Raw genomic sequence first — 21339 nt, forward strand, 5'->3', positions numbered from 1 at the left:
TTAGTCCCCTCTCCCTCCGGGAGAGGGTTAGGGTGAGGGGCTTTTGGGGCTGTCAGTGTTCGTCGTTATAAACGAACTTGGGCATTTCCCAATTGAAGCGGATCGCCAGCAAGCGCAGCAGCAACCCGCCGAACAAGGTGACAAAAATCGCCTGTTCGTTGGGCATCTCCATATAAGTACACAGCAAGAAACACCACGCCGCAGCAAACGACACGCTGGCATACAGCTCGCGACGGAAGATCAGCGGGATGTCGTTGCAGAAGATGTCGCGCAGAATGCCGCCAAACACCCCGGTAATCACCCCGCTCACCGAAGCCACCAGCATGCCCTGGCCCATTTCCAGCGCGGTCATGCAACCGATCAGGGTAAATGCCACCAGCCCCAGGGCATCGAGCACCAGAAACAGCGAACGCAGATGGCGCATCAAGGGCGCGATAAAGATCGTCACCAGCGCGGCAAACGTGGTCAGCACCAGGTATTCCGGGTGTTTGACCCAGGTCAGCGGGTAATGCCCCAGCAGCACGTCGCGCACTGAACCACCGCCCAGGGCAGTGACGCAGGCGATCAGCACCACCCCGAACCAGTCCATGCCCCGGCGCCCGGCAGACAGCGCGCCGGTCATGGCTTCGGCAGTAATGGCAACTAAGTAAAGCATCAGCAACATGGCAGCGATCCTTGCAAGAAGGCGCGCAGTCTACTCTCAGTTGGCATTGGCACCAAAAGGGGGCGGCAAATACAGCTCTTTGTGGGAGCGGGCTTGCTCGCGATGGCTTCGCTGCGGTTGGGCAGATGTACCGAGTCGTTTGCATCGCGAGCAAGCCCGCTCCCACAGGGGAATCAAGGGCAGCTTAGAATTTGATGAAATGCTTGCGATAGTGCTGCAGCTCGGCAATCGACTCGCGAATGTCGTCCAGTGCCAGGTGCGTGCCCTTTTTCACCAGGCTGTCGCGTACTTCAGGGGCCCAGCGTGCTACCAGCTCCTTGAGTGTCGACACATCCAGGTTGCGGTAATGGAAGTAGCTTTCCAGGGCCTTCATGTGGGTATACAGGAAGCGACGATCCTGGCAGATGCTGTTGCCGCAGATCGGCGATTTGCCTTTAGGCACCCACTGCTCCAGAAACGCGATGGTCTGCGCTTCGGCTTCGGCCATCGTGGTGGTGCTGTCCTTGACCCGCTGGGTCAGGCCGCTGCCGCCGTGGGTGCGGGTGTTCCATTCGTCCATGCGCGCCAGCACAGCATCGCTGTGGTGGATGGCGATGACCGGGCCTTCAGCCAGGGTGTTGAGGTTGCTGTCGGTGACGATGGTGGCCATTTCGATAATGACGTCGTTGTCAGGGTCCAGACCGGTCATTTCCAGGTCGATCCAGATCAGGTTCTGCGCGTTTTGCATAATGGCCTCCAGTGCTTAGGTGCGCAGTTTAGCTTAGGCACGCAGCCCTCGTGCTAAACTCCCCGGCGTTTTACCCTTCTTATCGTTTTATCAACACGGAACACCCATGGCCAAACGCCAGCTCAACCGTCGTCAGAATTGGCGCATCGAAAAGATCCAGGGCGAGCGCGCTGCCCGCGCCGCCAAACGCGAATCCAGTGCCGTCGAAGCGCTTGAAGGCGGCGATTTAGGCCCCGAGCAACTCGGCCTGGTGATCGCGCACTTTGGTGTGCAGGTCGAAGTCGAAGCCCAGGAAGGTGAGCTCAAAGGCCAGATGTTCCGTTGCCACCTGCGCGCCAACCTGCCCGCGCTGGTAACCGGCGACACCGTGGTGTGGCGCGCCGGCAACCAAGGCATCGGCGTGATCGTCGCCCAGTTGCCACGCAAGACCGAGTTGTGCCGCCCTGACAGCCGTGGCCAGCTCAAGCCGGTTGCCGCCAACGTCGACATGATCGTGATTGTGTTCGCGCCCATGCCCGAGCCGCACGCCAACCTGATCGACCGTTATCTGGTGGCCGCCGAGCACGCCGGGATTCGCCCGCTGCTGCTGCTCAACAAGGCTGACCTGATCGACGAGCAAAACGCACCGGCGCTGAATGCGTTGCTGGGGGTTTATCGTCAACTGGGTTATCCGGTGCTGGAAGTGTCGGCGCATCACGGCGATGGCATGCAGCAGTTGCAGGCGCAACTGGACAGCCATATCAGTGTGTTTGTGGGCCAGTCGGGCGTGGGCAAGTCGTCCCTGGTCAACAGCCTGCTGCCTGAGGTCAACCTGCGGGTCGGGCCGCTGTCCGAGATTTCCGGCCAGGGCACGCACACCACGACCACGGCGCGCCTGTTCCACTTCCCGGGCGGCGGCGATCTGATCGACTCCCCGGGTATTCGTGAGTTCGGCCTGGGCCACGTCAGCCGCGCCGATGTCGAGGCGGGCTTTATCGAGTTCAACGACTTGATTGGCCGTTGCCGCTTCCGCGACTGCAAACACGACCGCGAGCCGGGCTGTGCATTGCTGATGGCCCTGGAAGATGGCCGCGTGCAGCAGCAGCGCATGAACAGCTATCGCTCGATCATTGCCAGCTTGCCTGAAAGCAGCTACTAAAGCCCGGATCGGCTTCTGTGGGAGCGGGCTTGCCCGCGATGCAAACGACGCGGTTGTTCAGTAGAACCGCGCCGAAGCTATCGCGAGCAAGCCCGCTCCCACAGTGTTTATGGTGCCTTGTCGTCAAACAGATTCAGCTTCTGGCGCTCTTCATGCATCGGCAGCGGCTGTTTGTCGGCGGGCAACTTGATCGGGTCGACCGCTGCCTTGGGCAGCTCCTGCGGCTTGACCACCTCCGCCCCCTGCTCACCTTCAATCGCCTGCTGGGCCTTTTTGGTCAGCACCACAATGTCGATACGACGGTTGACCGGGTTGTAAGGGTTGGCCTTGTCGAACAGCACTGAAGACGCATACCCCACCACCCGCGCAATCTGCCCATCCGGGTAGCTGCCTGCCACCAGCGCACGCCGCGCCGCATTGGCACGGTTGGCCGACAATTCCCAGTTGCCGTAATCACCGCCGCCCGCGTAAGGCATGGCATCGGTGTGGCCGCTGATGCTGACCTTGTTCGGTACCGCCTTGATGGTGTCCGCCATTGCCAGCAAAATATCTTCGAAGTACGGCTTGAGCCGCGCACTGCCCACATCGAACATCGGCCGGTTTTCGGCATCCATAATCTGGATACGAAGGCCGTCCGGGGTAATTTCAAACAGCAGCTGGTCCTTGAACTTGCGCAACTGCGGGTTTTCTTCAACCTTGTTCTGCAACTCTTGCAGCAACAGTTCGAGACGCTCTTTCTCGACCTGCTCGGCCATGCTTTCAGCCTGCTCGGCATCGACCTTGATTTTGTCGGGCTGGGGCTGCAGTTTTTCTTCGGGGTTGAGGGTTTTTTCCGGCGCCAGCGCAGGGGTGCCGCCCAGGTCGATAACGTAGGGCGTGCCGCTTTCGCTGAAACCGATCGGGTCCTTGAAATAACCGCCAATAGCGATCTTTTGCTCAGGCGTGGCAGCTGTCATCAGCCACATCACCAGAAAGAACGCCATCATCGCCGTGGCGAAGTCGGCAAAGGCGATTTTCCAGGCGCCACCGTGATGGCCTGCGGCGTAGCGCTTTACGCGCTTGATGATGATGGGCTGGTTGTTTTCCATAAATCAGCGACCGCGAACCACTTGTTCCAGCTCGGAAAAACTGGGCCTGTGCTTGGGGTACAGCACCTTGCGACCAAACTCGACTGCCAGCGACGGCGGCATGCCCGAGGCCGAAGCCACCAGTGAGGCCTTGATCGCTTCGTACACGTTGAGTTCTTCCTTGGCATCGTGAGCCAAAGACGTTGCCAAAGGCCCGAAGAAACCATAAGCAGCCAGAATACCGAAGAAGGTACCTACCAGCGCGGCACCAACGTGCATGCCGATGGCCGCCTGGTCGCCTTCGCCCAGCGAGGCCATGGTCACCACAATACCCAGTACCGCGGCCACGATACCGAAGCCCGGCATGCCGTCGGCAATCCCGGTAACGGCGTGGGAAGGATGCTCCAGCTCTTCCTTGAGGTTATACAGCTCCATGTCGAACAGCCCCTCAAGCTCGTGGGGGGCCATGTTGCCCGATGACATGATGCGCAGGTAATCGCAGATAAACGCGGTCATGCGCTCATCTTTAAGCACGGTGGGGTATTTGGCGAAGATCGGGCTGGCGGCCGCGTCTTCAATGTCGCTCTCGATGGCCATCATGCCTTCGCGACGACTCTTGTTAAGAATCTCGTAAACCAGGCCCAGCACTTCCAGATAAAAAGCGTGGGAAAAACGCGAACCGAACATGCTCAGTGATTTTTTGATCACATGCATGGTCATGTAACCGGGGTTGGCCTGCAGGAATGCGCCAAAGGCCGCGCCGCCGATGATCAAGACCTCGAACGGCTGGATCAGTGCGCCGATCTTGCCGTGGGAAAGCACGTATCCGCCGAGCACGCTCGCGAACACGACGATGATGCCGATAATTTTAGCCATAGATATAAAAGTACTTCTTGGGTCGGTTCAAGGTCATATTCCAGCGTAGCTAAAACTCTTCTTCTCCTTATCGGCGAATCTGCGCCAGACTATAGCCGGTAGAGCCGAAAAGCCATTCGACCCCCACATTGGATGATCATCGCGTCCCCATTATGGCCAACGAAACCAGCGCACCGACATCAACACCCACCACCCTGAATGCCTGGGCGGCCCACCTGGACGCAGTCGACCTGCCGATCCCGCAAGCCAGCCATGCGCGGGTATTCAAGACAATCAATGACAGTCGCCGCTCGTTGCGCGAAATTGCCGAAGTCATGCAGGACAGCCCGGCGCTGGCCCTGAGGCTGATCCGCGAGGCCAACCAGCAAGCGCAAAGCAGCTTGAGCGAGCCTGCCGAAAGTCTTGAAGTGGCCATCAACCGCCTGGGCCTCAAGCGCACCCAGGCGTTGCTCGAACGCGTGCCCGCCCTGGCGCTCGAAGATATCCCGCTGGCCTACCGGCAAATCCAGCTGATCAGCCAACACGCGGCGCAACAGGCCATAGGCTTGTTCGGCAACCGCCTGGCGCGGCTCTGGCAGGAAATCTACTGGGGCAGTTTGCTGTTTCTGTCGCCGCTGTGGGCCCTGGCGCTCACCCACCCACAGCTGCTCGAAGCCTGGGAACGGCGGGTGGTCGAGCACAATGAATGCGCCAAAAAAGTCGAGCTGCAGCTGTTTGGCGTACCGCTGTTTGATATCTGCCGTACCCTGGCCGAGCTGTGGCGCCTGCCCGCCTGGGTGATGCACGGCTACACCGTGATCACCGAAGAGCGCCGCACCCTGGTCAACGTGCTGCATATTGCCCGCGACAGCCATCACCCGCTGCGCCAGCAACAACACCTGGACGCCGACCCCGCGCTGCGGCGCTGGCTCAATCAGCCCGCCAACAGCGTATTGCTGGCCAACTGCCTTGCACTGTCGGCCCAACAGGCCTGGGACAGCCCGCACAACCTGCGCTGGCAGTACGTCACCAGCCTGTACCTGCAAATGCCACTGGACGAAGTCCAGCAGCAAGCGCATCAACAGGCCGCCAGCAGCGCGCGCTATCACTCCACCCCCGACCTTTGGCACCCGGCCCAGGCATTGCTCTGGCCGTGGGATGCGCGCCGCAGCGGGCACAGTTCGCTGGCTGCCCCGCCGCCCTCGGCCGAATCACTGGTTGCCTGGCGCAGACATTGCGGGCAACTGCTGGCACAACCCAGCGCATTCACCAACCCCATGCACCTGACCACCTGTGCCCGCGACGCCTTGGTGGCCTGCGGCATGCGCCGGGTCATGCTGCTGATGGCTGACAAAACCTCGACCAGCCTGAGTGTTAACCAGATTGCCGGGCTGGCAAAAACGGCCTTCGACCTGAATGTGAACATCAGCGACAGCACCGCACTGCAACGCTTGATGACACAACCTGCGCAAGTGCGCCTGACGCCCGAAAACAACGCGGTAATCTCCGCCGTCTTGCCCTACGCCCTGCGCAGCCTGTTCTCCGGCGAGCATCTGCTGCTACGCTCGCTGAGCAACAACGGCCGCGTGGTCATGCTGATCCTCGCGGACCAGGGCGGCGGACCGTTTTCCGAAACCAGCGTGCAGGCATTTGGCAAAACCGCCCAATGCATCGAGAAAGCCCTGAATAGCTTTAGTAGTCGCGGGCGCTAGCGCTACAATCCCCCCCTTTTTTGCTCTGGAGGCTTCACATGCCTGGCTTCTCTGGCTTGCCGTTAGTGATTGAACCGCGCGATCTGCTTGCCCGGCTCGACGCTCCCGAACTGATCCTGGTTGACCTGACCAGCGTTGCGCGTTACGAAGCCGGGCATATTCCGGGGGCTCGCTTCGTCGACCCGAAACGCACGCAACTGGGCTTGCCACCGGCGCCCGGCCTGCTGCCGACGCAGGCGGCGCTGGAAGCGCTGTTCAGTGAGCTGGGCCACAGGCCAGACGCGGTCTATGTGGTGTATGACGACGAAGGCGGTGGTTGGGCCGGGCGGTTTATCTGGTTGCTGGATGTCATCGGCCACAAGGCTTATCACTATCTGGATGGCGGCATTCACAGCTGGATTGCTGAAGGTCTGGCCCTGAGCCATTACCTCCCGGACGCAGCCACGGCTCAGGTTTCGCTGACCCTGCATGACGAACCCACCGCAACCCGCGAGTACCTGCAAAGCCGCCTGGGCGCTGCTGACCTGGCGATCTGGGATGCGCGCAGCGAAGCCGAATACACCGGTGAAAAAGTGCTGGCAGCCAAGGGCGGGCACATCCCCGGGGCGAAGCATCTGGAATGGACCGCCGGCATGGATAAAACCCGCAGCCTGCGTATCCGCACAGACATGGCCCAGATCCTCAAGGACCTGGGCATCACGCCAGACAAAGAAGTGATTACCCACTGCCAGACCCACCACCGTTCTGGCTTTACTTATCTCGTCGCCAAAGCGCTCGGCTATCCGCGCGTCAAAGGCTACGCCGGCTCCTGGGGCGAATGGGGCAACCACCCCGACACCCCCGTCGAGCTACCTGTAAAAAATTAAGGATCTTGAATGAAAAAGCGTTTGTTCCTCCTCAGCCAGTACCTGCTGCCGCATCACCTGCTGTCACGCCTGGCCGGCTGTATTGCCGAATGCCGCGTGCGCTGGTTCAAAAATGCGTTCACCAGCTGGTTCGCCAAGCGTTATCAAGTGGACATGTCCCAGGCCCTGGTTGAAGACGTAACCGCCTACGAGCACTTCAACGCCTTCTTCACCCGCGCCCTGAAAGACGGCGCGCGCCCGCTGGATCAAACCCCGGGTGCGGTGTTGAGCCCTGCCGATGGCGCCGTCAGCCAATTGGGCCCGATCGAACACGGCCGTGTATTCCAGGCCAAAGGCCACAGCTACAGCGTGCTGGAACTGGTCGGCGGCGACCCGGCCGTTGCGGCGCAGTTCATGGGCGGCGAGTTCGCCACCATTTACCTGTCGCCCAAGGACTACCACCGCGTGCACATGCCACTGGCCGGCACCCTGCGCGAGATGATCTACGTGCCGGGCCGCCTGTTCTCGGTCAACCAGACTACCGCCGAAAACGTGCCGGAACTGTTTGCCCGCAACGAACGCGCCGTGTGCATTTTTGACACCGAGCGCGGCCCGATGGCCGTGGTATTGGTCGGTGCCATGATTGTGGCATCGATTGAAACCGTGTTTGCCGGCCTGGTCACCCCCCCGAAACGCGAGCTGAAAACCTTCCGTTACGACGAAGCTGCCCGTGCGCCGATCCACCTGGAGAAAGGTGCCGAGCTGGGTCGCTTCAAACTGGGTTCGACGGCAATCGTGCTGTTTGGCGCGGATCAGGTGAAATGGGCCGAAGGCCTGGCGGCAGGAACGCCGGTGATGATGGGTCAGAAAATGGGCGCACCGGCGCACGCCGAATAACCCAACCCCCTGTGGGAGCGGGCTTGCCCGCGATTGCATCACCTCGGTGAATCAGATGCACCGAGGTGTCAGCATCGCGAGCAAGCCCGCTCCCACAGGTCATTTACAGGGCTATTTTAGCCCTGGCTGTTACGGTCACGCTGGCCCAGCAGGTACAGCACGCCATCCAGACCCAATGTCGAAATCGCGTGTTTGGCCGACTTCTTCACCAGCGGCTTGGCACGGAATGCCACACCCAGCCCGGCAATCGCCAGCATCGGCAAGTCGTTGGCGCCATCACCGACCGCAATGGTCTGCTCCAGGCTCAAGCCTTCCTTTTGCGTCAGTTCGCGCAGCAAGTCAGCCTTGCGCTGTGCATCCACAATCGGCTCGACCGCAACGCCGGTCACCTTGCCGTCCACCACTTCCAGCTCGTTGGCAAACACATAGTCGATGCCCAGCTTGGCCTGCACCTGCTTGGCGAAGTAGGTGAAACCGCCGGACAGGATCGCGGTTTTGTAACCCAGACGTTTGAGCTCGGCGAACAACACCTCGGCGCCCTCGGTCAGGCGCAGTGAAGCACCGATGGCATCCAGCACGCCCACGTCCAGCCCTTTGAGCAGCGCCATGCGCTCCTTGAAACTGGCCTTGAAATCCAGCTCACCGGCCATCGCACGCTCGGTGATGGCCGCCACTTGATCCCCCACGCCGGCGGCCTTGGCCAACTCGTCGATCACTTCGGCTTCAATCAGTGTCGAGTCCATGTCGAACACCGCCAGGCGGCGGTTGCGACGGAACAGGGTGTCTTCCTGCAGGGCGATATCCACACCCAGCTCCTGGGCCAGGTTGAAGAACTCGGCGCGCAGGGCGTCAATGTCCGCAGGCTCGCCGCATACACGCAGCTCGATGCAGCTTTTGCTCGCTTCAGTCGGTGCATCCAGCGGTACACGGCCGGACAGGCGATCGGTCTGCTCGATGTTCAAACCGTGCTGGCTGATCACCGATGTCACACGCTGCAGCTCATGGGCCGTGACCTGGCGGCTCATCAGGGTCACCACATGACGGGTCTGGCTTTGCTCGTTGACCCAGCGCTGGTAATGCTCTTCGCTGATCGGGTCAAAACGCAGTTGCAGGCCCTCTTGGGCGATCAGGGGTTGCAGGTCCTTGAGCACTGCCGAGACTTGCTCGGCGTGTGGAATCTCCACCAGAAAACCCAACGACAAAACGCCATGGATGGCGGCCTGACCGATGTCGAGAATATTCACACCATTGCTGGCCAGCACACCGGTAATGGCCGCAGTGAGACCCGGACGGTCCTCACCGGTGATGTTTATCAGGACGATTTCGCGCAAGGCACACCCCCATTCGCTAAAAAAAACGCATTCTACCCACTTTCAGTGACCATCGGGCACCGCCAAGGCTTTGCCGCCTCTAGGCTGCTCGCTATACTGCGCACCAACTTAACGGACTAAGAGCCGCGCTCAGTGAACCGGCCATCGCCTGTCAAAACCGATAATTTCTTCCTGCTGATCTTCCGGGCCCTGCGTGATCGCCGCGTTCCGCTTGCTCTGCGTATCGCCAGCCATAACGTGATTCTGGTCGCCCTGGCGCTGGTCATCTATGCCGTGGTCATGGGCCTGCAATTCAAGCAGGCCATGCACGAGCAGGCCGACGCCCTGGGCCAGAGCCTGACCACGCAAACCGCCACTTCGGCGACCGAGCTGCTGGTGTCCAACGACATCCTCAGCCTCAACGTGCTGCTCAACAACCTGACCAAAAACCCGCTGGTAGCCCACGCAGCTATCTATAGCGTGGATAACCGCATCCTCGCCGAAGCCGGGCAGCGCCCCAAAAACGGCCTGTTGGGCGAAACCCAGGGGTTGTACCAGACCAAGATCACCTTTCAGGATGTGACCGCCGGGCACCTGCGCATCAGCCTGGACATGAACCAGTTCGAACAGCCGATGACCATCAGCCTGCAGAGCATGGGCATTTTGGCGGCCATCCTGCTGGCCCTGGCATTGGCCCTGAGCTTGCGCCTGGGCCGTCATATCACCACGCCCCTGCTGCAACTGCGGGTCTGGTTGCGCGAACCCGATCCTTATACCCCGGCCATTCAGCGCCAGGACGAGATCGGTGATCTGGCCCGTCAGCTTCACTCGCGCCTTGCCCCACCGGCACCAGAGCCAGAACCCGAGCCAGAACCGGAAGAAGACTACGACGACAGCGACTACGAAGAAGCCGAAGACAACGAGCCGACCTTCGAAGTACGCAACCTGAGCGATCCGTCGTTCGACCAGACCCCGGCTGTACCTGCACCCAAAGCGGTGCCGCGCCAGGTGATCAGCACCGCTGAAGACGATAACGACGACGAAGACCCGTTTGCCGACCTGCGCGATACCGGCACGAGTGCCGCCCCGGCCGCACTGGTCAAGCCGAAACCGGTTAGCCCGGCAACGCCACAGCCCTGCGCCGTACTGGCCGTGCAACTTGGCGCGCAAGAACAACTGCGCCGCCTGCCCCGCGCCCGCCTGATGGAACTGCTGGAGCGCTACCGCGACTGCCTGAACCAGGCGGCCTCGCTGTACCAGAGCGAACTGCACACACTTAACGATGGCAGTACGCTGATGCTGTTCCACAGTGAAGACAGCGGCGACGACTACCTGACCAACGCCATTTGCTGCGGCGAGCTGCTGCGGGCCCTGGGCCATGCCTTGCAGATCGAAGTGGCAGACAGCGGCATCACCCTGCAATTGCAGCTGGGCCTGGTGCTGGGCGAGGGTTTGAGCGGCATCAGCCAGATCGACCTGCTGCTGACTGAAACGGCACAAGATGCGCTGGCACTGTCGCAACACAGCCGCAATCTGCTGCTGGTGGAACGCAAGATCAGCGACGATCCGTTGATCCGTCAGCGTGCGCGCATCCGCCCGATTGCCAGCCCTGAAGGCGCCTGCTGTGTCGAGCGCCTGATGGAGCCCTACCCTTCGATGCTGGAGCGCCAGTTGGCGCGGATGCATGAGAGTCGTGGGTAGCCAAGAGCCCCCTCACCACGCCTCTCCCGGAGGGAGAGGGGACTGACCGCACACGGCCTTAGTATCTCCACATATCAGCTCCCTCTCCCTCCGGGAGAGGGTTGGGGTGAGGGGCTTTTTGACCCTCCATAAAAAATCCCGCACAAGTGCGGGATTTTTTTGTTTCTGGCCACAGCCTCAGAAGCGAAACACTTCCATGTCCGTGCGTATCGGCGAAGCCATCGGGATACGAGGCTTATCCGCACCCTGCTTGGGCGCCGCCTTGGTCGGCGCCTTGGGCGCTTCCACCAACGGTGGCTGATTGGCCAGCGGCTTGAGTGCCACCGCCAATTGTTCACTCAGTTGCTGCAACAGCTTGCCCTGGGCCTTGACCTGATCCGCCGTGCTGCCCGCGTGCGGCTGCTCCAGGTGGACGATGCGGTTGTCACGCACTTGCCCGCGACGGTCAATCAAGCGCCATTGTGCGTCCAGCACAGCTGGCAGGTCCTTGCCCGAGTCCAGGCGAGTGATCGACAACAGCACCTGCACATCCGGGCTGAAGCCCGCAGGCGCGGGGGCCTGGACCACACGTTGGCTATCGAGGCGCCACGCCAGTTGGCGCACCAGCAACTGATCGATGTCGGCCGACAGGCTGCCAGCCCATCGCCCATCAGTCGCGGCGCTCAAGCTGCCATCGGGCTGGCGCTGCAGCAGGGTTTCACGTTGCAGGTAGTCGGCCACGCTGATCGGGCCAAGTACCACAGCCATGCCGGCGCTTTGCGCGGGCTGGCCGGGGGTGCCGCTGTCCAGCTGGTAAAGGGCCGTCGGCTGGTGCGTGCTGCACCCCGCCAAGCCCAGTACACCGGTCAGCAACGCAATTAAAGGAAGGCGTAGAACGTTCATCATTCCATCCAGGTGGTCGCCATGTGGCGAACCGCAGTGTAATTCTCGAAAGGCTCGCAACGCACATTGCTCTAAGCCGTGCCGCAAACGCGGCATATCATCCGCGAATATCGGGCCTGACTCCAGCGCTGTCGCGCCGATCTGCGCGTAAAAACGCAGATCGGGCACGCTAAACAGGCTTAATTGAGCGTTTCTACCAGCAAAGCGTCTACACGCTGGAAACCACGCGGCAGTTTGTTGCCACGCCGGCCACGCTCACCCTTGTAGTGCTCCAGGTCGTCTGCCTTAAGCGTCAAGGTACGCTTGCCCGCCTGCAATACCAATGCGGCATTGTCTGGAAGCACCGCGATATCGGTGACGTATTCCTCGCGACTGGCCACCCGATCGCCGGGAATGCCGATGATCTTGTTGCCCTTGCCCTTGCCCAGCTGCGGCAAGTCGCTGACCTTGAAAATCAGCAGGCGGCCTTCGGTCGTCACCGCTGCCAGCCAGTTGTGCTCGCGATCGGCCACCGGCCGTGGCTGCATCACCTGCGCACCTTTAGGCAGGCTGAGCAACGCTTTACCCGCCTTGTTCTTGGCCTGCAGGTCTTCACCCTTGACCACAAAACCATAACCGGCATCGGAGGCGATCACATACAACGCGTCGTCTTCCGGCAACAGCACGCACTCGAACGTCGCGCCCGGCGGCGGTGTCAGACGACCGGTCAGCGGTTCCCCCTGGCCACGGGCCGACGGCAAGGTATGCGCGGCCACCGAATAGCTGCGCCCCGTGGAATCGATAAACACCGCAAACTGATTGGAACGCCCCGCCGCAGCGGTCTTGTACCCGTCCCCCGCTTTATAGGACAGACCGGTCGCGTCAAGGTCGTGACCTTTACCGCAACGCACCCAGCCCTTTTCAGACAGAACAACCGTAACCGCTTCAGTCGGCACCAGCTCGTTTTCCGACAGGGCCTTGGCTTCTGCGCGGGCCACGATTGGCGAACGACGGTCATCGCCGTAGGTCTTGGCGTCTTCCAGCAGTTCAGTACGCACCAGCTTTTTCAGCTTGGCTTCGCTGCCCAGCAAGGTTTGCAGCTTGGCTTGCTCTTTACGCAACGCATCCTGCTCGTCGCGCAGCTTCATCTCTTCCAGACGGGCCAATTGACGCAGGCGCGTATCAAGGATGTAGTCGGCCTGGGTTTCACTCAGGGCAAAACGCGCAATCAGCTCGGCCTTGGGGTGTTCCTCGGTGCGGATGATGTGGATAACTTCATCGAGGTTCAGGTAGGCGGTGAGCAAACCGTCCAACAGGTGCAGGCGCCGCTCGACTTTATCGAGGCGGAACTGCAGGCGGCGGCGCACGGTGTTGACGCGGAACTCCAGCCATTCCACCAGCAGCGCACGCAGGTTTTTCAGCTGCGGCTTGCCGTCCAGGCCGATGATATTGATGTTGACCCGGAACGTGGACTCCAGCTCGGTGACGGCGAACAGGTGCTGCATCAGTTCGTCGAGATCGACCTTGTTGTTGCGCGGGATGATGACGATACGGCACGGGTTTTCGTGGTCCGATTCGTCGCGCAGGTCGGTGACCATCGCCAGTTTGGTCGGCTTGGCCTGCATCAGTGCGGCAATCTGCTCCAGCACCTTGGCACCGGACACCTGATGCGGCAGCGCGGTAACCACGATGTCACCGTCTTCGACGTGGTACACGGCGCGCATGCGCACCGAACCACGGCCGGTCTGGTAGATCTTCAGCAGGTCGGCGCGCGGGGTGATGATCTCGGCTTCGGTCGGGTAGTCCGGGCCTTGAATATGCTCACACAGTTGCTCAACCGTGGCCTTGGGCTCGTCGAGCAAACGCACGCAGGCCGCCGCCACTTCACGCAGGTTGTGCGGCGGCACGTCGGTGGCCATGCCCACGGCGATACCGGTGGTGCCATTGAGCAGGATATTGGGCAAACGTGCCGGCAACACCGCAGGTTCGTCGAGGGTGCCGTCGAAGTTTGGCACCCAGTCCGCCGTGCCCTGGCCCAGTTCGCTGAGCAGCACTTCGGAGTAACGCGACAAACGCGCCTCGGTGTAACGCATGGCCGCGAACGACTTGGGATCGTCCGGCGCACCCCAGTTGCCCTGGCCGTCGACCAGGGTGTAGCGATAGCTGAACGGCTGCGCCATCAGCACCATCGCTTCATAGCAGGCCGAGTCGCCGTGGGGGTGGAACTTGCCGAGTACGTCACCGACGGTACGCGCCGACTTCTTGTGCTTGGAGTCTGCGTCCAGGCCCAACTCGCTCATGGCGTAGACAATACGCCGCTGTACCGGCTTGAGGCCGTCGCCGATATGCGGCAAGGCCCGGTCCATGATGACGTACATGGAGTAGTTGAGGTAGGCCTGTTCGGTGAAGTCGGCCAGTGACCGGCGTTCTACGCCGTCCAGGCTGAGATCAAGGGAGTCGCTCATGCGGACCTCATTCAGTTCGTTGTCTGGCGCAGCAGCATGGTGCCGCCGCGCTGGGTAAATTCAAGTTTGTTCAGTGCACTCATGCCCAGCAGCACTTGCTCGCCTTCAAGCCCCGGGGCCGCCACTGCACGCACGTCGCGCAATACAATGGCCCCCAGTTGCAGGCGGTCGATGCGGGTCTGGTAACCCTGGGCGCGGCCATTGGCGGTGTTCAGCGTCACCGGGACGCCTTTGGGCAGGGCCAGTTGCCTGGCCAGGTCCATCGGCACCGCAACATCGGTGGCACCGGTATCGAGTAAAAATTCCACCGGCACGTTGTTGATCCGGCCACTGGCGACAAAATGGCCCTGGGCGTTGCCGAGCAGTTTGACTTCGATATAACCCTCGCCTTGCTGCGAGGTGACTTCAGTATTGGGGTTTTCCTGGCGCTGCTCCCAACGCCCGAAAAATTGCGTGGCCAGGTACAGGCCCGCGCACCAGGCCACGATCATGAAGACCCGCCCCACGCCTTTACCCGGTGCTTGCTGGCTCATGGTTTGGCACTCCAGCCACCTTGCGGGGCAGCAAAACGCCAGACGACGGGACGTTTTTCGCCATCGGCGCGGGCATGGTTACCATTGTCGACGCCAACCCAGGCGCCCTTGGCATCCAGGCTCAGGGCCTCGCTGTTGCCGTAGCCGGTGTTGTAGCGTCGAGCATCGGTCAGGGCGTCATTGGCAAATGACCAGCAACGTTCGATGGCGCCCGTGTCCGGGGTGCGCCGGCAAATGCGATAGGCCATGCGCTCAAGGGTAAACAGCTTGCCCTCGAACAGCGCCAGGTCGGCAAAGTCCTTTTGCTGAGCCTTGGCCTTGAGTTGCGTCGGTGGCTGCTCAAGGCCGCCTTCGCTCATCAGCACGCAGCCGTTTTCGCAGTCCCACACACTCTGTTTTTTGCGAATAGTCAGCAAGCCACGGCGCTCACGCTCGGCCGCCAGCCATATCTGATTGCCCTGCGGGTTGACGGCAATACCTTCGAACAGCGCATTGAAATGCAGCAACATGCCGCTGGCACGGGCCTGACGCACCAGCGCCGGGTCGATTTTGAGCCATGAAGGCGCGCCCGCCTGGGGGATTTGCAGCACCGCAGCATGGGCCTCACTGACCACGAAACGGTTGCCCGCCTCATCGCAACTGATCCCTTCAAAATCCAGCTCGCCGCCACGCAGCGGGCTGATGGCCTTGCCCATCATGCGCACGCCCCACGGCAAGCCGCTTTCCGGCGGCGGTGGCACGTCGATGGCCAAGGCTTCGGCGTGCCACAGTGGCTCGCGGGTATCGAGGCGATAAATCTGATCGTCATCGCGATCAGACACCGCCCACAGCTCACCTGCACACACTGCCAGCCCGGACAGATTGCCACCGCGCATGCCTTCAACCGGATGCTCTGACTGCAACGCCAGCTCTGGCCAGGTATCGGCCATTACTGGCGCAGCACCCAGGCAGAGCAAGCCCAGCAAGGCACTGCGCATCAGGCCAGCACCTGCGCCAGGTTGCCTTTGGATTCGAGCCAGGACTTGCGGTCACCGGCGCGCTTTTTGGCCAGCAGCATATCCATCATTTCCGAAGTGGCGGCGAAGTCTTCCAGGGTCAGCTGCACCAGACGCCGGGTGTTGGGATCCATCGTGGTTTCGCGCAACTGCGGCGGGTTCATCTCACCCAGGCCCTTGAATCGCGTGACCTGCGGCTTGCCGCGTTTTTTCTCGGCTACCAGCCGGTCGAGGATGCCGTCGCGCTCGGCTTCGTCCAGGGCGTAGAAAATCTCCTTGCCCAGGTCGATGCGGTACAGCGGCGGCATTGCTACATAAACGTGGCCGGCATCCACCAGCGGGCGGAAGTGCTGCACAAACAAGGCGCAGAGCAAGGTTGCGATGTGCAGGCCGTCGGAGTCGGCGTCGGCCAGGATGCAGATCTTGCCGTAGCGCAATTGGCTCATGTCGGCCGCGCCCGGATCGACACCGATGGCCACAGCGATGTTGTGCACTTCCTGGCTGGCCAGCACTTCGCTGCCGTCGACTTCCCAGGTATTGAGGATCTTGCCGCGCAACGGCAGGATCGCCTGGAATTCCTTGTCCCGCGCCTGCTTGGCCGAGCCGCCTGCAGAATCACCTTCCACCAGGAACAGCTCGGAACGCATCGGGTCCTGCCCGGCGCAGTCGGCCAGCTTGCCCGGCAAGGCCGGGCCCTGGGTGATGCGCTTGCGCTCGACCTTTTTACTGGCCTTGAGCCTGCGCCCGGCGTTGTTGATCGCCAACTCCGCCAGTTGCATGCCCAACTCGGGGTTGGCATTGAGCCACAGGCTGAAGGAGTCCTTGATCACGCCCGAGACAAATGCCGCCGCCTCACGGGATGACAAACGCTCCTTGGTCTGGCCGGAGAACTGGGGTTCCTGCATTTTCATCGACAGCACGAACGCAATGCGCTCCCACACGTCTTCAGGCGCCAGCTTCACGCCGCGCGGCAGCAGGCTGCGGAACTCGCAGAACTCGCGCATGGCATCGAGCAAACCCTGGCGCAGACCGTTGACGTGAGTGCCGCCCTGGGCAGTGGGGATCAGGTTGACGTAGCTTTCCTGAACGCTGTCGCCGCCCTCGGGCAGCCACAGCAAGGCCCAGTCGATAGCTTCCTTGTTACCGGCCAGGCTGCCGCAGAATGGCTCATCGGGCAGGCGTTCAAATTCACTGACGGCATCGACCAGATACGAACGCAGACCGTCTTCGTAATGCCACTCGACCTTTTCGTTGGTGTTTTTATCTTCGAACGTGACCAGCAGCCCCGGGCACAGCACAGCCTTGGCCTTGAGCACGTGCTTGAGGCGGCTGACGGAAAACTTGGGTGAATCGAAGTATTTCGGATCCGGCGCGAAGTACACGCTGGTGCCGGTGTTGCGTTTGCCCACGGTGCCGATGATTTCCAGATCGGTGGCTTTATAGCCATCGGCAAAGGTCATCTGGTACTCGTTGCCGTCACGCTTGACCTTGACCCGTACCAGCGTCGACAGCGCGTTGACCACCGAGATGCCCACGCCGTGCAGGCCGCCGGAGAACTGGTAGTTCTTGTTGGAGAACTTGCCGCCAGCGTGGAGCTTGGTGAGGATCAGCTCGACGCCCGGCACACCCTCTTCCGGGTGGATATCCACCGGCATGCCGCGCCCGTCATCGCTGACTTCCAGCGAGTGATCGGCGTGCAGAATGACGTGCACCGCCTTGGCGTGGCCTGCCAGGGCTTCGTCGACACTGTTGTCGATGACTTCCTGGGCCAGGTGGTTGGGCCGACTGGTGTCGGTGTACATGCCGGGGCGTTTGCGCACCGGGTCGAGGCCCGAGAGGACTTCGATGGCGTCGGCGTTATAAGAGCTAGCGCTGGGAGTGGCCATAGGGTCTCGTCGTTAGTCGTAAGTGAAAAAAAGGGCCATTCGACGGGCGCCTTAAAGGGCCGCGAAGTCGATGGTTTTAAACTGTTCGGCGCCGATCCCTGCAAAGTTCAGCAGATCGGGCAATTGCCGGGCAAAGCCCTGATAACTGTGATCACCACCGGCCTCGATACGCAACGTACACGCCGCGTAATACTGTTCAGCGTAGCGGTAGTCCAGGGTTTCATCGCCGGTCTGCAACCACACCTGACAGCGCTGCGCGTCCTGGGGGGCTGGCACTTCGAGTTCGGCCAGCGCCTGAACGTGATCGTGGGTCAATTCCCAGGTTTCGCCGCTGTAATGATTGGTTTGCGTACCCAGATAACCGTCGAACATCCGGTGCGGGCTGACGGCCGGGTTGACCAGCAAGGCCTTGAGCCCATGTTGGCGGGCCAACCATGTCGCATAGTAGCCGCCGAGCGAGCTGCCTACCAGCAATGGGCTGCCCAGCTCACGGATTGCGGCCTGCAACTGGCCGATGGCCTGACGCGGGTGATGATGCAGGGCGGGCACGCGCAGTTGCTCGCCAAGGCCCATGCGTTGCATCACCGTAATCAGTTGCGAGGCCTTCTTCGACTCGGGGGCGCTGTTGAAACCGTGGATATACAAGATGGAACCCGACATGCGATGACCCCCGAAGACCCGTTAAGCTGAACACAGCATCAAGAAAGACGCGCAGTTTAGCCTGACTCAGGGGCAATGACTCGCTTCAAGATATTTCAGTAATTGTTGGCGCTGTAATCCGGCTCGAAGGTGAAATCCGCCAGGCGCGACACACCGGTTTGCAAGGTGCCATCCGGTTGCAGGCGCAACCAGCGATAGCCCGGCGCCTCACCACTGACCTTGAAGTCCGGGCTGCCGACAGCGAACTGGATGCAAGTTGAAGGCGACGCCAGCAACCGCACATTGTTGCGCTGCTGGTCAAACGGCTGATGGACATGCCCCCACAGCACCGCACGGGCCTGTGGATAACGGTCCATGACCGACCAGAACTCCTTGGCATTGCGCAGGCCGATTGGCTCCAGCCACTGGCAGCCCACCGACACGGGGTGGTGATGCAGGCACACCAGGTGATGACGATCTGGGGCTTCGCTCAAGGACTGAGCCAGCAGTTGCAACTGGTCGTCCTCCAGGTAACCGGGGGTGGAATGGGGCACCGCCGAATTGAGCATCGTGATGCGCCAGTTGCCAATATCGACCACGGGCTCCAGCAGACGGCTTTGCACGGCCGCTTCGCGCATTGGCGCCAACTGGTCGTGATTGCCGGGGATCCAGCGACCAAAGGGCGCCAGTGGCGCGGTCAGTGTGCGAAAGCGCTGGTAGGCCTCGACACTGCCGTCCTGGGTCAAATCGCCCGTGGCCAGCAGGCCGTCAATCTGCGGCTGCTCGGCACGCACCAGGTCGATCACCTGTTGCAGGCTTTGTGCGGTCTTGAGGCCCAGCAGCGAGCCATCGGCATCGGCAAACAGGTGGCTGTCAGAGAGCTGCACCAGCAGCACCGGATCTTCGGTGGTCAGCGTGGATACATTCGGCAAGGCGGCTCTCCCGGGGAGGTTTTTCTTCAAGGCTAGCGCACTTCTGCGTATTCATGGCCACAGGCCAGGCAATGGCTGAGCCACTCACCCAAAAACACATTGAGCTGGGCTTTTTCGTCAGGCTGGTGCATGGCCAGGTTGGGGTACGGGTAGATACTGCGAAAACGCCGTGCATGCTCGGCCGCGACCACTTCGGCCATGCGTGCATCGTGGTACACCTGCACCTGCAACTGCGGCACCGGCAACCACGGCAGGCTGTGCTGCTGGCTGACACGCAGGGTGCTGGTGTACGGGCAATCGAGGATCACCTCCAGCGTCAGCACGCCCAGCATCTGGTCGCCCTGGGTCACGGCAATCTGACGCGGGCCAGGTTGCTCGCGCATTTCGGGCAGCAAACGCATCAGGCGCGCATAGTTGGCCTCGCAAGCGGCCTGCAGCCCGATCAGATCGACCCGATAACGATCGCGAACCCCATTTACGACCATAACCCCCTCACTTCAGCGCGATTAAGCGCCAACCATTGCAGGGCAATAATGCTCGCTGCATTGGAAATACGCCCATCACGTACTGCTTGCAGCGCATCTTCGTACGCCCATACCGTTACACGAATATCTTCTGCCTCTTCCTCCAGACCATGCAAGCCCCCCACACCTTCAGAGCTGCAACGGCCCAGATAGAGATGGACAAACTCGGTGCTGCCACCGGGTGACGGAAAATAGCGGGTGATGGGCCACAGGGACGAAAACGTCAGCCCGGCTTCTTCTTCACCTTCACGGTGGGCGACCTCTTCCGGCACTTCAGCCTTGTCGATCAGCCCGGCAACCAGTTCGATCAGCCACGGTGTTTCGGTCTTGCCCAGCGCGCCGACGCGGAACTGCTCGATCAGCACCACTTCATCACGCTGCGGGTCGTAGGGCAGCACACACACGGCGTCATGGCGCACAAACACTTCACGACTGATCTCGCGGCTCATGCCACCGGCAAAGAGTTCGTGACGCAGGTGCACGCGATCAAGTTTGTAAAAACCCTGATAGCCGTTCTCACGCTTTACGATCTCAACGGCGCGTGGCGTGGCCTTGGTGATGTCAGTCATTGCAAACCCCTTGCTGGCGAATTTCACCGTGGGCGGGCCCTCGGCATCGCGCATCCTAACGCGCCTGAGACTCGCGATGCAGCCTCTTTTATAACGCGGGGATAGACGGATCGCCTGCAAAACAACTCTAATTGGCTCTACATAAGCTTAGTGGCGAACCGATGCCCATGCTGGCAGTCGAACCACCATCATTCCCTTACTCTTTCGACGATGAAGGACGACCATGTCGCTTTTAAAGTTTGCTTCCATGACTTGCATCGCCCTGACCCTGGGTGCGTGCCAAAGCGTGTTCCAGCCTGCGGTGCAAAAGCCGCTGGCGTTTGCCAATGACGCATCCGAGCAAGTCAAGGCAGGCTGCACCGGCCAGGATTGCCCGCTGGTGAATATCGACACGTTGCATTTCCCCGACGCCCCCAAGCTCGATGCGATGATCGAAAATCGCCTGCTGCGAATGACCGTCAACTCGCCTGACGACAAACTGGCGCCCTCGCTCAACGCCTACCGCGAGCACTTCCTGCGCACGGCCGACAGCCGTAACAGCACTTATTTGCAGGCCAAGGTACGCGAGCAGCATGACGGTCTGGTGATTGTCGAGCTGTCCAGCTATCTGGATACAGGTGGCGCCCATGGCATGCCGGGCCGCGGGTTTATCAACTACTCGCGCTCACAGCAAAAGGACGTGACCTTGCAGGACATGTTGCTGCCGGGTCAGGAGCAGGCTTTTTGGGGCGCCGCCAAAGTGGCCCACAACAACTGGCTGATCAGCAGTCATTACGGCAGCGATCCGGAGTTCGTGAAAAACTGGCCATTCCAGAAAACCCCGCATGTGGCGTTGCTCAAGGACAACGTGGTGCTCAAGTACGACGTGTACAGCATTGCGCCGTACTCTGAAGGGCATGTTGAGTTGAAGATCCCGTACTCACGCCTGAACGGGATTTTGAAGCCGGAGTGGTTTCCGGGTAAAGGCTTAGCCAGAGCCGTCCGCACCCCACCCTCTCCCGGAGGGAGAGGGAGTTGAT

20 protein-coding genes are annotated in these 21339 nt (G+C 61.1%); 6 read left to right on the forward strand and 14 right to left on the reverse strand.

The window, feature by feature from the left end; genetic code table 11:
- Positions 1 to 52: 52 nt before the first annotated feature.
- Together AB3G35_RS00835 and orn are read right to left on the reverse strand one after the other, a co-directional pair.
- Positions 53 to 664, reverse strand: a complete 612-nt coding sequence (locus AB3G35_RS00835) for a trimeric intracellular cation channel family protein (RefSeq protein WP_016783297.1) — start codon at positions 662 to 664, stop codon at positions 53 to 55.
- A gap of 184 nt (positions 665 to 848) precedes the next feature.
- Positions 849 to 1391, reverse strand: a complete 543-nt coding sequence (gene orn, locus AB3G35_RS00840; RefSeq protein WP_086799078.1) for an oligoribonuclease — start codon at positions 1389 to 1391, stop codon at positions 849 to 851.
- Positions 1392 to 1497: 106 nt separating this feature from the next.
- Here orn and rsgA point away from each other — a divergent pair, with 106 nt between their 5' ends.
- Entirely contained in the window at positions 1498 to 2529 is a 1032-nt protein-coding gene (gene rsgA, locus AB3G35_RS00845; RefSeq protein ID WP_016783295.1) for a small ribosomal subunit biogenesis GTPase RsgA, read from the forward strand.
- A gap of 107 nt (positions 2530 to 2636) precedes the next feature.
- Here rsgA and motB read toward each other — a convergent pair whose 3' ends face one another.
- Together motB and motA are read right to left on the reverse strand one after the other, a co-directional pair.
- Positions 2637 to 3617 carry a flagellar motor protein MotB gene (motB, locus tag AB3G35_RS00850; RefSeq protein ID WP_086799092.1) on the reverse strand — a complete coding sequence of 327 codons (981 nt, stop codon included), beginning with the start codon at positions 3615 to 3617 and terminating at the stop codon, positions 2637 to 2639.
- 3 nt (positions 3618 to 3620) lie between these two features.
- Positions 3621 to 4472, reverse strand: coding sequence for a flagellar motor stator protein MotA (motA, locus tag AB3G35_RS00855; RefSeq protein ID WP_095039620.1), 852 nt, complete (start codon positions 4470 to 4472; stop codon positions 3621 to 3623).
- A gap of 152 nt (positions 4473 to 4624) precedes the next feature.
- Between motA and AB3G35_RS00860 the strand changes: the two genes are divergently transcribed.
- Genes AB3G35_RS00860 through asd form a run of 3 tightly spaced genes read left to right on the forward strand, consistent with a single transcriptional unit; the run spans position 4625 to position 7905 of the window.
- Positions 4625 to 6163 (forward strand): HDOD domain-containing protein, encoded by a 1539-nt coding sequence (locus tag AB3G35_RS00860; protein ID WP_369782230.1) that lies wholly within the window; start codon positions 4625 to 4627, stop codon positions 6161 to 6163.
- A gap of 38 nt (positions 6164 to 6201) precedes the next feature.
- On the forward strand, positions 6202 to 7029 hold the full coding sequence (locus tag AB3G35_RS00865) for a rhodanese-like domain-containing protein (protein ID WP_086799097.1): 828 nt from the start codon (positions 6202 to 6204) through the stop codon (positions 7027 to 7029).
- Between the two features lie 9 nt (positions 7030 to 7038).
- Complete coding sequence (asd, locus tag AB3G35_RS00870) at positions 7039 to 7905, forward strand: archaetidylserine decarboxylase (RefSeq protein ID WP_016783290.1); 867 nt, start codon at positions 7039 to 7041, stop codon at positions 7903 to 7905.
- A gap of 116 nt (positions 7906 to 8021) precedes the next feature.
- Here the strand turns inward: asd and serB are convergent, their stop codons facing one another.
- Positions 8022 to 9236 carry a phosphoserine phosphatase SerB gene (serB, locus tag AB3G35_RS00875; protein WP_086799102.1) on the reverse strand — a complete coding sequence of 405 codons (1215 nt, stop codon included), beginning with the start codon at positions 9234 to 9236 and terminating at the stop codon, positions 8022 to 8024.
- 132 nt (positions 9237 to 9368) lie between these two features.
- On the opposite strand from serB, the gene AB3G35_RS00880 reads away from it, so the two are divergent.
- Positions 9369 to 10916: an AhpA/YtjB family protein gene (locus AB3G35_RS00880; protein ID WP_016783288.1), complete on the forward strand. Its 1548-nt coding sequence runs from the start codon at positions 9369 to 9371 to the stop codon at positions 10914 to 10916.
- Positions 10917 to 11093: 177 nt separating this feature from the next.
- Here AB3G35_RS00880 and AB3G35_RS00885 read toward each other — a convergent pair whose 3' ends face one another.
- The 9 genes from AB3G35_RS00885 to AB3G35_RS00925 form a co-directional block, all read right to left on the reverse strand.
- On the reverse strand, positions 11094 to 11798 hold the full coding sequence (locus AB3G35_RS00885) for a membrane integrity-associated transporter subunit PqiC (protein ID WP_369782231.1): 705 nt from the start codon (positions 11796 to 11798) through the stop codon (positions 11094 to 11096).
- Between the two features lie 179 nt (positions 11799 to 11977).
- Positions 11978 to 14242 (reverse strand): DNA topoisomerase IV subunit A, encoded by a 2265-nt coding sequence (gene parC / locus AB3G35_RS00890; RefSeq protein WP_083369659.1) that lies wholly within the window; start codon positions 14240 to 14242, stop codon positions 11978 to 11980.
- Positions 14243 to 14253: 11 nt separating this feature from the next.
- Positions 14254 to 14775: a TIGR02281 family clan AA aspartic protease gene (locus AB3G35_RS00895; RefSeq protein WP_016783285.1), complete on the reverse strand. Its 522-nt coding sequence runs from the start codon at positions 14773 to 14775 to the stop codon at positions 14254 to 14256.
- The gene (locus AB3G35_RS00900; RefSeq protein ID WP_203304404.1) at positions 14772 to 15752 is read right to left on the reverse strand and encodes an esterase-like activity of phytase family protein; all 981 of its coding nucleotides are present in this window, start codon (positions 15750 to 15752) and stop codon (positions 14772 to 14774) included. The genes AB3G35_RS00895 and AB3G35_RS00900 overlap by 4 nt, the downstream gene beginning before the upstream one ends.
- The gene (gene parE, locus AB3G35_RS00905) at positions 15752 to 17656 is read right to left on the reverse strand and encodes a DNA topoisomerase IV subunit B (protein ID WP_016783283.1); all 1905 of its coding nucleotides are present in this window, start codon (positions 17654 to 17656) and stop codon (positions 15752 to 15754) included. Before parE ends, AB3G35_RS00900 begins: the two co-directional genes overlap by 1 nt.
- Before the next feature lie 51 nt (positions 17657 to 17707).
- Positions 17708 to 18316 (reverse strand): YqiA/YcfP family alpha/beta fold hydrolase, encoded by a 609-nt coding sequence (locus AB3G35_RS00910; RefSeq protein WP_169846128.1) that lies wholly within the window; start codon positions 18314 to 18316, stop codon positions 17708 to 17710.
- 95 nt (positions 18317 to 18411) lie between these two features.
- Positions 18412 to 19227 (reverse strand): 3',5'-cyclic-AMP phosphodiesterase, encoded by an 816-nt coding sequence (gene cpdA, locus AB3G35_RS00915; RefSeq protein WP_134050914.1) that lies wholly within the window; start codon positions 19225 to 19227, stop codon positions 18412 to 18414.
- Between the two features lie 32 nt (positions 19228 to 19259).
- Positions 19260 to 19712 carry a DUF1249 domain-containing protein gene (locus AB3G35_RS00920; RefSeq protein ID WP_086799110.1) on the reverse strand — a complete coding sequence of 151 codons (453 nt, stop codon included), beginning with the start codon at positions 19710 to 19712 and terminating at the stop codon, positions 19260 to 19262.
- Positions 19703 to 20320 (reverse strand): NUDIX domain-containing protein, encoded by a 618-nt coding sequence (locus AB3G35_RS00925; protein ID WP_029611704.1) that lies wholly within the window; start codon positions 20318 to 20320, stop codon positions 19703 to 19705. The genes AB3G35_RS00920 and AB3G35_RS00925 overlap by 10 nt, the downstream gene beginning before the upstream one ends.
- Positions 20321 to 20543: 223 nt before the next feature.
- Between AB3G35_RS00925 and AB3G35_RS00930 the strand changes: the two genes are divergently transcribed.
- A complete protein-coding gene (locus AB3G35_RS00930) occupies positions 20544 to 21338 on the forward strand; it encodes an RsiV family protein (protein ID WP_369782232.1) in 795 nt (264 codons plus the stop codon).
- Position 21339: the final 1 nt, after the last annotated feature.

The organism is Pseudomonas sp. WC2401 (genome assembly GCF_041200115.1).
Classification (GTDB): Bacteria; Pseudomonadota; Gammaproteobacteria; order Pseudomonadales; family Pseudomonadaceae; genus Aquipseudomonas; species Aquipseudomonas fragi.

What these genes read in the sequence shown, in the direction of transcription:
- AB3G35_RS00835 (WP_016783297.1), bottom strand. Translation starts at nt 664, where the DNA reads ATGTTGCTGATGCTTTACTTAGTTGCCATTACTGCCGAAGCCATGACC.
- orn (WP_086799078.1), bottom strand. Translation starts at nt 1,391, where the DNA reads ATGCAAAACGCGCAGAACCTGATCTGGATCGACCTGGAAATGACCGGT.
- rsgA (WP_016783295.1), top strand. Translation starts at nt 1,498, where the DNA reads ATGGCCAAACGCCAGCTCAACCGTCGTCAGAATTGGCGCATCGAAAAG.
- motB (WP_086799092.1), bottom strand. Translation starts at nt 3,617, where the DNA reads ATGGAAAACAACCAGCCCATCATCATCAAGCGCGTAAAGCGCTACGCC.
- motA (WP_095039620.1), bottom strand. Translation starts at nt 4,472, where the DNA reads ATGGCTAAAATTATCGGCATCATCGTCGTGTTCGCGAGCGTGCTCGGC.
- AB3G35_RS00860 (WP_369782230.1), top strand. Translation starts at nt 4,625, where the DNA reads ATGGCCAACGAAACCAGCGCACCGACATCAACACCCACCACCCTGAAT.
- AB3G35_RS00865 (WP_086799097.1), top strand. Translation starts at nt 6,202, where the DNA reads ATGCCTGGCTTCTCTGGCTTGCCGTTAGTGATTGAACCGCGCGATCTG.
- asd (WP_016783290.1), top strand. Translation starts at nt 7,039, where the DNA reads ATGAAAAAGCGTTTGTTCCTCCTCAGCCAGTACCTGCTGCCGCATCAC.
- AB3G35_RS00885 (WP_369782231.1), bottom strand. Translation starts at nt 11,798, where the DNA reads ATGAACGTTCTACGCCTTCCTTTAATTGCGTTGCTGACCGGTGTACTG.
- parC (WP_083369659.1), bottom strand. Translation starts at nt 14,242, where the DNA reads ATGAGCGACTCCCTTGATCTCAGCCTGGACGGCGTAGAACGCCGGTCA.
- AB3G35_RS00895 (WP_016783285.1), bottom strand. Translation starts at nt 14,775, where the DNA reads ATGAGCCAGCAAGCACCGGGTAAAGGCGTGGGGCGGGTCTTCATGATC.
- AB3G35_RS00900 (WP_203304404.1), bottom strand. Translation starts at nt 15,752, where the DNA reads ATGCGCAGTGCCTTGCTGGGCTTGCTCTGCCTGGGTGCTGCGCCAGTA.
- parE (WP_016783283.1), bottom strand. Translation starts at nt 17,656, where the DNA reads ATGGCCACTCCCAGCGCTAGCTCTTATAACGCCGACGCCATCGAAGTC.
- AB3G35_RS00910 (WP_169846128.1), bottom strand. Translation starts at nt 18,316, where the DNA reads ATGTCGGGTTCCATCTTGTATATCCACGGTTTCAACAGCGCCCCCGAG.
- AB3G35_RS00920 (WP_086799110.1), bottom strand. Translation starts at nt 19,712, where the DNA reads ATGGTCGTAAATGGGGTTCGCGATCGTTATCGGGTCGATCTGATCGGG.
- AB3G35_RS00925 (WP_029611704.1), bottom strand. Translation starts at nt 20,320, where the DNA reads ATGACTGACATCACCAAGGCCACGCCACGCGCCGTTGAGATCGTAAAG.
- AB3G35_RS00930 (WP_369782232.1), top strand. Translation starts at nt 20,544, where the DNA reads ATGTCGCTTTTAAAGTTTGCTTCCATGACTTGCATCGCCCTGACCCTG.